At 55.9% G+C, this 11774-nt stretch carries 8 protein-coding genes; 1 reads left to right on the top strand and 7 read right to left on the bottom strand.

Translation table 11 applies throughout. The features are described from left to right. Window positions 1-150 precede the first annotated feature (150 nt). From pheT to DL346_RS02280, 7 genes are all read right to left on the bottom strand, one after another. Window positions 151-2595 (bottom strand): phenylalanine--tRNA ligase subunit beta, encoded by a 2445-nt coding sequence (gene pheT / locus DL346_RS02310; RefSeq protein WP_112880471.1) that lies wholly within the window; start codon window positions 2593-2595, stop codon window positions 151-153. A gap of 16 nt (window positions 2596-2611) precedes the next feature. After that, window positions 2612-3646, bottom strand: a complete 1035-nt coding sequence (gene pheS, locus DL346_RS02305; RefSeq protein ID WP_112880470.1) for a phenylalanine--tRNA ligase subunit alpha — start codon at window positions 3644-3646, stop codon at window positions 2612-2614. A 150-nt stretch (window positions 3647-3796) separates the two neighbouring features. Further along, window positions 3797-4432, bottom strand: a complete 636-nt coding sequence (locus DL346_RS02300; protein ID WP_112880469.1) for a hypothetical protein — start codon at window positions 4430-4432, stop codon at window positions 3797-3799. Between the two features lie 520 nt (window positions 4433-4952). Continuing rightward, a complete protein-coding gene (locus tag DL346_RS02295; protein WP_240632998.1) occupies window positions 4953-5747 on the bottom strand; it encodes a YcnI family copper-binding membrane protein in 795 nt (264 codons plus the stop codon). A gap of 100 nt (window positions 5748-5847) precedes the next feature. Continuing rightward, window positions 5848-6549, bottom strand: a complete 702-nt coding sequence (locus DL346_RS02290; RefSeq protein ID WP_112880467.1) for a response regulator — start codon at window positions 6547-6549, stop codon at window positions 5848-5850. A gap of 1 nt (window position 6550) precedes the next feature. Next, entirely contained in the window at window positions 6551-7402 is an 852-nt protein-coding gene (locus DL346_RS02285; protein WP_112880466.1) for a sensor histidine kinase, read from the bottom strand. Window positions 7403-7440: 38 nt separating this feature from the next. After that, complete coding sequence (locus tag DL346_RS02280; RefSeq protein WP_240633089.1) at window positions 7441-9027, bottom strand: copper resistance CopC/CopD family protein; 1587 nt, start codon at window positions 9025-9027, stop codon at window positions 7441-7443. 515 nt (window positions 9028-9542) lie between these two features. On the opposite strand from DL346_RS02280, the gene DL346_RS02275 reads away from it, so the two are divergent. Continuing rightward, a complete protein-coding gene (locus DL346_RS02275) occupies window positions 9543-11768 on the top strand; it encodes a ribonucleoside-diphosphate reductase subunit alpha (RefSeq protein ID WP_112880465.1) in 2226 nt (741 codons plus the stop codon). Window positions 11769-11774: the final 6 nt, after the last annotated feature.

The following is an 11774-nucleotide window of genomic DNA, read 5'->3' as shown; positions in this document are numbered from 1 at the left end:
ACAATCGTTGCCTTCTTCCACTTCCAGCATTTCAGGCAGGCCCTGTTGATTCAAGCTCTTCCATTCCATTCCACCAAGTAAAAATAGAATAAAGCCGCACCGATTTTGTTCGCAAGGAACTATTTCGATGCGGCAAAGGGCAACTCCTGCCTACTTACGCAATTCCGCTGCAAAAGATTGTTCCAATTTTGTTACAACCTTGCCGTGCAGCTCGGTTACTTCTTCATCCGTCAACGTGCGCTCAGCATGGCGGTATACGAGGGAGAGCGCGACGCTCTTCTTCTCGGCGCCAAGCTTCTCGCCGGTGTAGATATCAAAGACGCGAACCGACTCCAGCAGCTCGCCGGCAGTCTCTTCGACGGAGGCGATCAGCTTACCTGCTTCAACCTCGCGGTTAAGTACGACCGCGATGTCGCGCTCCATCGCCGGATAGCGAGGAAGCGACTTGTACACGATGTCGAAATCAGCGTCGTCATAGAGCGGCGCCAGCTCGATTTCGAGCACGTACGTATCGGCAAGATCGTGGTCCAGCTGCGTCGTTGGGTGCAATTGGCCCAAATAGCCGATCGTTTCATCGCCGCGTTCGCCGCGCAAAACAATCGCCGCCGTGCGGCCCGGATGCATATGCTCCGGCTGCGCCGCTTCGTAACGGATCGAGCCGCTGACGCCGAGCACTTCAACAAGCGTTTCCGCAATGCCTTTCAAATCGTAGAAATCATACGCTTCCGCTTTACGATTCCACTCCGCCCGATTGCGGTTGCCGGTAAGCAGCACCGCTAAACGGTGCTTCTCACGAGGCAGACGAGTCAGCGCCGCTTCGTCGGTATGGAACACGCTGCCGATCTCGAAGATGGCTACGTCGTCGTTTTTGCGGTTGCGGTTGTATACGGCTGTTTCCAGCAATTGCGGCAGCAAGCTGGTACGAAGCACGCTGCGGTCCTCGCTCATCGGGAGCGCCAAACGCACCGGGTACAGCTCCGCGCCAGCGAGCGCCGGGAACAGTTTCGTCCGGTCCGGGTGGGTGAAGGAATAACTGATGACCTCATGAAGTCCGGCGTCCGTCAGCCGCTTGCGCAGCTCGCGGCGGATCGCCTGCGGCTTCGTCAAGGCGCCAGGCGTCGTTGCGCCTTCGATCGGCGTCGTAGGAATGTTGTCATAGCCATGCAAACGCGCGACTTCTTCGATGAGATCGACATCGCGGGTCATGTCACCGCGTCTCGACGGTACCCTTACTGTAAATACCCCGTCAGCGGACAATTCAAACGGGAATTGCAGCCGGCCGAAAATCGTTTCGATTTCAAGCTTCGACAGCTCCGTACCTAGGTAGCGGTTAATTTTCTCGATCGTTACGTTGACGACCGCCGCCTTCGGCTGCTCTGCCAGCTCTTCGACAATGCCGTCAAGCACGTGGCCGCTAGCATATTCCGCCATTAGTGCCGCAGCGCGGTCAAGCGCAGGCACGACGCGCGCAGGGTCGACGCCTTTCTCGAAGCGGACGCTCGATTCCGAGCGCAGGCCGAGCTGACGCGACGTTTTGCGGATGGTTCCGCCGTCGAAGCGAGCCGATTCCAACAAAATGTTAACCGTCGAATCGGTAACTTCCGAACTCGCTCCGCCCATGACGCCCGCAAGACCAAGCGGTTCCTTGCCATTCGTGATAAGCAGCATATGCGGCTCCAGCTTGCGCTCCTGGCCGTCAAGCGTCTGAAGCACTTCTCCATCGTTAGCCAAACGCACGACGATGCGTCCGCCTTCCACTTTATCCGCGTCGAACGCATGCAGCGGCTGGCCGTATTCGAGCATGACGTAGTTCGTAATATCTACGACGTTGTTGATCGGACGAATGCCTGCCGCCATCAGGCGGTTTTGCATCCATTGCGGAGAAGGCCCGATTTGTACGCCTTTGATGTAGCGAGCCGTGTAATGCAAGCATTGCTCCTTCGCTTCGATGCGAACGGAAACATGCGCGGAAGCTTGCTCTGCCGAGTCGTTCACGCGGTTGTCCGGCAGTTTCACGCTGCGGCCCGTCAATGCGCCGACTTCATACGCAACGCCGAGCATGCTGAGGCAGTCCGAGCGGTTCGGCGTCAGATCCAGCTCCAGCACTTCGTCGTCGATGCACAGCACATCCAGAATGGAAGCGCCGACCGGCGTACCTTCCGGCAGCACGAGAATGCCTTCCTGCTGCTCTTTCGGCAGCAGCTTGTCGTTCAAGCCCAATTCCTTCGCGGAACAGATCATGCCCTGGGATTCCACGCCGCGCAATTTTGCCCGCTTAATGGCAAAATCCCCCGGCAGCACCGAGCCGATCGTCGCAACCGGAACCCGTTGTCCCGCCGCTACGTTCTTCGCGCCGCAGACGATTTGCAGCACTTCCGGGCCGCCGACGTCAACGGTGCAGACGCTAAGCTTATCGGCATCCGGATGCTTTTCGCGCGTAAGCACATGACCGACGACGACGCCCGTCACGCCTTTATTGCGGGATTCGACGACATCGATCTCGATGCCTCCGCTTGTCATTAGCTCAGCCAGCTGTTCGCCGGTGTAGCCGTTCAGTTCGATATAGTCACTCAACCATTTATAAGATACGTTCATCGTAATAGCCTCCTTCTCACATTCGGACAAACTGGCTCAGGAAGCGCAGATCGTTCGTATAAAAATGACGGATGTCGTCAATGCCGTATTTCAGCAGCGCGATACGCTCTACGCCCATGCCGAACGCGAAGCCGCTGACTTCGTTCGGGTCGTAGCCGCCCATCTCCAGCACGCGCGGGTGCACCATGCCGCAGCCGAGAATTTCCAGCCAGCCCGTGTGCTTGCACATCCGGCAGCCGTGTCCTCCGCATTGCACGCATGTCACGTCAACCTCGGCGCTCGGCTCCGTGAACGGGAAGAAGCTCGGGCGCAGGCGGATTTCCGTTTGCTTGCCGAACATCAACTGCACGAATTGAAGCAGCGTGCCTTTAAGGTCGCTCATGCGGATGTTCGGTCCGATGACGAGGCCTTCGATTTGGTTAAATTGGAACGAATGCGTCGCGTCGTCATCGTCGCGGCGGTATACTTTACCCGGGCAAATGACTTTGACCGGCGTTTTGCCGTTCATCGCCTTCATCGTGCGCACCTGTACCGGCGACGTGTGCGTACGCATCAGGATGTCGTCCGTCACGTAGAACGAATCCTGCATATCGCGCGCAGGGTGATCCTTCGGCAGGTTCAGCGCTTCGAAGTTATAGAAGTCGGACTCGACTTCAGGACCTTCCGCGATCGTATAGCCGAGGCCGATAAACACATCCTCGATTTCCTGAGCTACCTTATTGAGCGGGTGTACCGCGCCGGGCGCTTGCTTCTTGCCAGGCAGCGTGACGTCGATCGTTTCCGCGCGGAGGCGGTTTGCCGTTTCGGCCTGCTGGAACGCTGCCTGCTTCGTTTCGATGACTTCCTCGATCGCGGCGCGCACTTCGTTGCCGACTTGGCCGATGACCGGACGCTCTTCGGCGCTTAAACTGCCCATGCCGCGGAGAATTTCCGTCAGCGCGCCTTTCTTCCCTAAGTACTTGACACGAAGATCATTCAATTGCTGCGGACTGTCTACCTGCTGCAGCTCCTGCAGCGCCTCGACCCGCAATGCTTCCAAACGCTCTTTCATTCCATCCAGCTCCTTCTTTTGAACAAATAAAAAACGGCTCCTCCTCCCCTAAGGGACGAAAGAACCGTGTTACCACCCTAATTCGAATGCCGGTCTATGCAGACGCTGGCCATTCCTCAAACCCGGATATCGGCCGGAAGCCGGAACTCTCTACCCCTGAACAGCCGAATTGCCGTCCCCCTTCAAGAGTCTGCTCGGAAGCGAACTTCGGCAGCCTGATTTCCTAAAGACGCTCTCAATCCGTGGCGTCTTCTCCCTGTCAAGAAAGCACTGCGTACTCTTCTTCCTCATCGCATTACGTATATAACGTATATTATACAAAGTTTTCAACCTGTTTCGCAAGGGCGGATTGCCCAGCCGAGCTCCGTCCCGACTTCGCGACGCTTCCAAAGCTCCTCTTTTCGCTTCTTCCGCTGATTTCTCGCCAATGTGATGCTTCCAGAGCTCCTCTTTCGCTTCTTCCGCCGATTTCTCGCCAATGTGACGCTTCCAGTGCTCCTCTTTCGCTTCTTCCGCCGATTTCTCGCCAATGTGATGCTTCCAGAGCTCCTCTTTCGCTTCTTCCGCCGAGTTCTCGCCAATGAGAAGCTTCCAAAGCTCCTCTTTTCGCTTCTTCCGCTGATTTCTCGCCAATGTGATGCTTCCAGAGCTCCTCTTTCGCTTCTTCCGCCAATGTTCGCCAATGTGATGCTTCCAGAGCTCCTCTTTCGCTTCTTCCGCCGATTTCTCGCCAATGTGATGCTTCCAGAGCTCCTCTTTTCGCTTCTTCCGCCGATTTCTCGCCAATGTGATGCTTCCAGAGCTCCTCTTTTCGCTTCTTCCGCCGATTTCTCGCCAATGTGACGCTTCCAGTGCTCCTCTTTCGCTTCTTCCGCCGATTTCTCGTCAATGTGATGCTTCCAGAGCTCCTCTTTCGCTTCTTCCGCCGAGTTCTCGCCAATGTGACGCTTCCAGAGCTCCTCTTTCGCCCAAACTGCCGCTTCTCCGTTGATGTGTTGCTACGAGGGATATTGTTACTCTGCTGATTAGAGGCAACCATTACCTCTCTTCACCTCGAAACCGCCGTTTCCCGCTAAATGTACGGTAACCGTTACCTCTCTTCACTTCGAATCCGCCGATCCCCGCTAAATGTACGGTAACAGTTACCCCTCTTCACCTCTAATCCGCCGCTCTCTGCTAAATGTACGGTAACCGTTACCTCTCTATAGCCCAAAACCGCCTTGCCTGTGGGACACCAGCTGCTATGCCATAAAAAAAGACCGGCCCGAAGGCGTGCTTACGCACAGCTTCGAGCCGGCACATCCAATTAGCGCTTCTTGCGCGAGACCGAAATGACGAACGCGGAAGCCGCGAGCGCTAAAGCCGCGATCGACAGCGTGCGGCTCAGCGTATCCGATTTCGAGCCGGCGTCGGCTGCGGTCACAGGGGCGCTCTCCTGAGCTGTCGCGCTGTTATCCGCCGATGCTGCCGGCTCCGGCGTTCCCGCCGAGGAATCGCCGCCGCTGTTCGATACCGGTGTTTCCGGCGCCGCGTCACCGCTGCCTTCCGAACCCGAAGCCGTACCGGTATCCGGTGCCGTGCCCGCGGAACCGCTGCTGCCGCCGCCATGCCCGTCGCTTTCGCCTGTCCCCGCGGTGACGGTCGTCACCGCTGCCGGATAGTCGGCTCCATCGCCGCCGACCCATTCCACGAGCGAGTTGTCGCTGTACGTCTGGTAAGCTTTCCAAACGAGCTGCTTCGCGTCAGCCGATATCTTGCCCGAAAGACGGAATTCGGTAAATTCCGTTTTCGCCAAGCCTTCGCCTTCCGCCGTCCATGTGACCGAGACGATCGCCTTCGTTTCCGCATTGGTCTCAAGTTCATGCTTCCAGCCAGCCTTTGGCTCGACGCGGCTGACTTTCACTCCGTCCGGAATCTTCACCTTGATGCTCTTCGTCGTCGCATTCTCTTTCTCGCTCGGAACGCGTACGGTGAACACCTCATTGCTGTTCTGAGCCGCTTGCTTCGGCAGTACCGTTACATGCGCGCTGGCGATGCCTGCAAACAGAACCATGGACAACAGCGATATGCCGAGCACGGACCATTTCTTCGATCGTTTCATCATCATCTTCCTCCTGCCTCTGATCGTATAGAAGCAGTATAGCCTAGTTCAAACGTTCCGCCATGACTCGATCGGGCTATGCCCCTGTTACAATTATGTGTCAGGTCTCCTTCACAAGCCCCTTCTCCAGCGCATAGCGCGCAAGCTGCACCCGGTTCTCAAGATGAAGCTTCTGCAAAATGTTTTTCAAATGGTTTTTGACCGTATGCTCGGATATGCCGAAGCTCTCGGCAATCAGGCGATTTGAGCCGCCGGACGCCACCCGCTCCAGCACCTCCCTCTCTCGCTGCGTCAGTGCCGCATGCACACCTGCAGAGCCGGCAGCAGAAGCCTGCGCACGCCCTCCAGCCCCCGATCCCGTCCCGGCGCTTCCGCCGTTAAACTCCTGGAGCATGCGGAACGCCAGCTCTTTGGACAGCGGGGCCTCGTCCACGGCCACGGCGCGCAAATATTCAACCCATGCCGAAGGCGATAGGTTCTTCAGCAAATACCCCTGCGCGCCGCGCTTAATCGCCTCGAACAAATCGGTAATGTCATCCGACACGGTAACCATCACGATTTTGATTCTCGGATCGATCGTCTTGATTCGCTGCGTCGCTTCCATGCCGTTCATGACTGGCATATTGATATCCATGAGCACCAAATCCGGAACAAGCTCGGCTGCAAGCATGACCGCCTGCTCGCCGTTTGCCGCTTCGCCTACAATATGAAAATCAGCGTCGCCGCCCAAAATGTCGCGCATCCCTTCCCGTCCGTGCGGGTGATCGTCGGCAATCAGCACCGATATTCGTTTGCCGCTCATCTCAGCGCTCCGCCTCCTTCGTCACCTCTACGACTGTTCCAACCGCATGCCCGTCACTGCCTTCGCCTTGCCTCACATGCAGCTGCCAGCCCATCGACTTGGCCCGATCCCGCATCATGCGGATGCCGTAGCGTCCTTTCGCCGTCAGCTGCGCAGGCTCCGCGCCGGTTCCGTCATCCGTGACCGTGCAGCGGAAACCGGCATCATCCGTTTCTTCGGCCAGCACGCTCAGCTGCGATGCGTTCGCATGCTTCCGCACGTTCAGCATCGCCTCGCGGACGATCGCGAGCAGCTCGACCTTCTCTTTGCCGGTCAGCCTGCCGTCTGTCAGCCGCCAATCCAGCTGTACGGCAAGCCCACCGCGCTCCAGCTCCTCCGCCATTTCCCGCACCGCCTGCATCCACTGCACATCGGTCTTGGAAGGCTCGCTTCGCAGCGAAGCGATCGACTGCCGCACGTCCTCATAGACATGCCGCACAGTGCGGCGCAGCTGCTGCGCGGTCTCCAGCACCGCTTCGTTGTTCTTGGCCTGCTCCAGCTTATCGAGCTTCACCGAGAGCAGGAAAAGCGACTGCGAGATGCCGTCGTGGAGCTCTCGGGCAAGCTGTTCCCGTTCCAGGTACGCGGCTCGCGCCGCCTTGGCCTGCTGCAGCGATTCATTCGTTGCCTCAAGCATCCGAAACAGCTTGATTAGCAGCGTTGCCGTCACGGTCATGACGATCACCGGCGCGAGCGCATTGCCAAGGTCCATCGAAATGTACGGCAGCAGCAGCGCATGCCGCAAGTACTCCCACAGCGCAATCGTTATGGTCGGCGTCCATAAAATCAACCATTTGATCCTTTTATAGGCCATAGTGCCGATTCCTCTCCTCTTGCGCGTGTTCGTCCATCTTAGTAGTTCCGGAATTCAACTTTTTCGACTTGCTCGTTATCCTCTTTATCCATGACGCGAATCTCGGCCTGCCATCTGCCGGCAAACGGAATGAACGGCCCCTCCGTCATGAAAGCCGCTTTTACATAGCCGTCGAAAGAGGTAATTTCTTTATCCTCGTATGTTTCGATCGGCACCTGGATCGGACCAAGCTCCTTCCGGTCCAGCGAATACAAGCGCAGCTTCACCGATTTCGGCGCTCCCACCGCCTCCGGCAGCCACACCTTGACGATAAATTGATTGTCGCCCGGCTTGTTCGGCGTTACGCGCAGCGACAGATGCATCGTATCGCCCATTTTATGATAGGTAACCGGTTCGTTCGCTGGCAGCGGACTAATATAGGTAAACAGCGCCGCAGCGGCAATGATCAGCGCCATTAATGCCGCATCCGCGCGAAGCAGCGCACCGGTCGGAAGATCTCCTTTTCTTACGCGTATATGAAGAATGCCGCCGACAACAAGAACAAGCAGCACGAAGGCTGTCTTCACAATCAAAATCGTCCCCCACGCTGTATAAGACAAGTATTCTAGCGAAGGCAGGAACAAGAACGTTAATCCGAGACCGGATAAAATGAGCAGCGCAAGGGACAGCAAGGCCGCTCGAGAGAACAAGACGGCGAACCTTCCGGCTTCCTTGCGGTCTGCCCGCCATAGCGCGAGAAGCAGCATCAGCCCTCCTGCCCATACGGCGCCGGCCGACAAATGGACGAAATCAAACATAACGGATGCGCTCTTAGGCGAGTATACCGCCGCGTGGCCGCTCCAGCTCTCGACAGCCAGCACGAGCAGCGCCCACGCCATCTTCCAAACCGCATGAAACCGAAGCACGAGGAAACCTGCCGCGATAAGCGCAATCATAGCTATCCATTCCCGCCCGATAGTCGTTTGCAGGAACAATCTGTTGTATTCTTCACTCGGATAGCCCGACAAAATCTGCCGCGCATGAACGAATATATACACCAGCGTGACGATGAGCAGCGTACGGAGCGCCGTCCGCTCCCATTTCTGCTGGATGCCCGGCAGCGCATGTCCGCGTCCCCGCGTCAACATCGGCCACAGCATCAATCCCGCCGCCCATAGCAGCGCACCATAGTAGACGATGCGGACGGCGTAAATAATGAATTGGTTCGTCGTCAGCTGGGTGGAGACGCTGTGCCCCGCGTGGCCAAGCTCTTTGTGCGGATCAAAAGTAGCGGCATCCACGCCCTCGGGCGGATTTCCTACTATAAATACGAAAGAACCGCTGACCGGATGGCCGTCCGCGGATACGACGGAATATGAAACGGTATAGACGCCAACGCCGAGCGAAGGAAGCGGCAACGTTAACGAGTACTGATCTTCGCTCACCTGCGGCGACGCGTTCGATACGGGCCGCGATTTGGAATCGAGCACCTCGATGGAGCCTACCTCGGTCTCGATCGCTTCATTAAAGGTCAACTCTACGGCCTTCGGGCTTTGTTCGTATTTGGTGTTTGCTTCCGGCACGGAGCGTTCGAGCTCCGCATGCGCGGATACCCCTGCCGGCACACCGATAAGCAAGAGGCACATCCACATGCAGAGGAGGGCAGCTTGTATGATGGAAGTTGGGCTGGTTCTTTTGCGACGGATCATGATGGGATATCGTCACGTCCTCTCTTTAAATAATGAAAATAGAACGATTGTAGCCTAAGTGTACTAAAGCTAATGGCCCAACACCAATAAAAATTCCAAACGTTGTTTGAACATGCAATGAGGCGCGCCCGATGCCTGCAATATCCCTATTATTGTCACCACACGGTTACTACATATAGTGCTATAATAAGTTTCCGCAATTATGGTTACTCACTTTTTCCTATCTTCTGCCGATATATATAAGAGGTTTCGATCTACCCCAAAAAAATGCCGCAGCAGCAAGTTTTCATAGGCTTTTCATACCAGAAAAATGCATGGTACGGCATACCCGGCTGTCGAATAGTATAACTTGACAGACACTATATATTGGTGTAATTTAGAAAAGCAATAACAACATATTGTGTATTAAGGGTTGTCAGACGACATCCTTCGACAAGGAGTGGGCTCTTCTCGTGGATATCATTAAGAGGAACGGTCAGAAAGAAGAACTTATCTTTTCCAAGCTTAAGAAAGTCATTGATTTCTCGTGTGTCGGCTACAGCGACTGCGACCCGCTTGAGCTTGAAACCGCATTGCTTCCTTATTTCCGCAATAACATTACTACTAAAGAAATTCAGCGTACACTCATTCAAGTTGCGGTCGAAAAAACGAGCATCGAACAGCCGAACTGGCAGTACGTTGCAGCCAAGCTTCTTGTGTACGATCTCTATAAAGAATCTGCAATCAACCGCAAATACGGCTACTTCGGCTACGGGGACTTCTACTCTCTCATCACGTATTTGACAGACAAAGGGCTCTACGGCAGCTACATACTAGAGCACTATACACGCGACGAAATCCGCGAGCTCGGCAATTACATCGTGCCTGAACGCGACTACCTGTTCAATTACATCGGACTGAAGACACTGGCTGACCGTTATCTGATCAAGAGCTTCAACGGCGACGTACTGGAGCTTCCGCAGGAGCTGTTCATGGGCGTGGCCATGCACCTGGCAATGAAGGAGAATGACAAGCTGGCTTGGGCGAAAAAGTTCTACGACGTGCTGAGCCGCCTTCAAATGACGGTTGCGACGCCTACGCTGGCCAATGCGCGCAAGCCATTCCACCAGCTTTCCAGCTGTTTCATCGACACCGTACCCGACAACCTGTGGGGGATTTACAACGTTGACCAAAGCTTCGCGCAAGTATCCAAATTCGGCGGCGGCATGGGCATCTACATCGGCAAAGTGCGCAGCCGCGGCTCCAACATCCGCGGATACAAGGGCGTTGCCGGCGGCGTCGTGCCTTGGATCAAGAACTACAACAATACGGCGGTCGCCGTTGACCAGCTCGGCGTTCGTTCCGGCGCGGTCGCGGTTTACCTCGACGTATGGCACAAGGACATCTTCGACTTCCTGAATCTGAAAACGAACAACGGCGACGACCGCATGAAGGCGCACGACATCTTCCCTGGCGTCTGCATTCCGGACCTGTTCATGCGCAAGGCGCAAGAGCGCGAATCGTGGTACCTGTTCGATCCGCACGAGGTTCGCAGTTACATGGGCTGGTCCCTTGAGGATGCTTGGGGCGAAGAGTGGGAACGCCGCTACGAAGAGTGCGTGAACAATCCTTCCCTATCCCGCGAGGAAGTGCCGGCGATCGAGATCATGAAGAAGATTCTCGCAAGCTCCTTCGAAACGGGAACGCCGTTCGTGTTCTACCGCGATACCGTTAACCGCGCGAACCCGAACAAGCATAAAGGCATCATTTATTGCTCCAACTTGTGTACGGAAATTTGCCAAAACATGAGCCCGACCGAATACGTCACCACGACGCATGAGGACGGCATCATTACAACGCAAGTGAAGAGCGGCGACTATGTCGTATGTAACCTCTCTTCCCTGAACCTCGGCCGTTCCGGAACGAAAGAGGAAATCGAAGAGGTCGTCACTTGCCAAATGCGGATGATGGATAACGTCATCGACCTGAACCACTATCCGATCCCGCAAGCGGAAATTACGAACCAGAAATACCGCGCCGTCGGCCTCGGCACAAGCGGCTATCATCAGTGGCTTGCGCTCAATGGCATCGCGTGGGAGTCCGAGGAGCACCTGGACCGCGCCGACGAGCTGTATGAATGGATTAACTATTGCGCCGTCAAAGCATCGATGGAAATCGCCAAAGAAAAAGGCGCTTACCGCGTATTCGAAGGCAGCGAATGGCATACGGGCGAATATTTCGATTCCCGTGGTTACAATGCGCCTCACTGGCAGAAACTTAAGAAGGACGTAGCCGAGCACGGCGTTCGTAACGCTTGGATGTTCGCGATCGCGCCGACGGCGTCCACTTCCTTGATCGCAGGCTCGACGGCCGGCATCGACCCGATCTTCAACAAGTTCTTCGTCGAGGAGAAGAAAAATGCCGTCATCCCGCAAACTGCGCCTAACCTGAGCGAAGAAACGTTCTGGTTCTACAAGGAAGCGCACCATATCGATCAGCACTGGAGCATCCGCGCAGCGGGCCGCCGCCAGCGCCATATCGATCAGGCTCAATCGTTCAACCTGTACATCACGCCGAACTACACGGCTAAGGAATTTATGGATCTGTACATGGCTGCATGGGAGAACGGGCTGAAGACCGTTTACTACTGCCGGAACAAGAGCCTTGAAGTAGAAGATTGCATAAGCTGCAGCGCTTAAGACGTT

The sequence above is a fragment of the Paenibacillus montanisoli genome, assembly GCF_003268025.1.
GTDB lineage: Bacteria > Bacillota > Bacilli > Paenibacillales > Paenibacillaceae > Paenibacillus_Z > Paenibacillus_Z montanisoli.
This window is presented reverse-complemented; position numbering and strand designations above follow the sequence as displayed.

Bases quoted from the DNA above. Each gene is read 5' to 3' on its own strand.
- DL346_RS02295 (WP_240632998.1), bottom strand. From the start codon at position 5,747: ATGAAACGATCGAAGAAATGGTCCGTGCTCGGCATATCGCTGTTGTCC.
- DL346_RS02280 (WP_240633089.1), bottom strand. From the start codon at position 9,027: ATGTGCCTCTTGCTTATCGGTGTGCCGGCAGGGGTATCCGCGCATGCG.
- DL346_RS02285 (WP_112880466.1), bottom strand. From the start codon at position 7,402: ATGGCCTATAAAAGGATCAAATGGTTGATTTTATGGACGCCGACCATA.
- pheT (WP_112880471.1), bottom strand. From the start codon at position 2,595: ATGAACGTATCTTATAAATGGTTGAGTGACTATATCGAACTGAACGGC.
- pheS (WP_112880470.1), bottom strand. From the start codon at position 3,646: ATGAAAGAGCGTTTGGAAGCATTGCGGGTCGAGGCGCTGCAGGAGCTG.
- DL346_RS02290 (WP_112880467.1), bottom strand. From the start codon at position 6,549: ATGAGCGGCAAACGAATATCGGTGCTGATTGCCGACGATCACCCGCAC.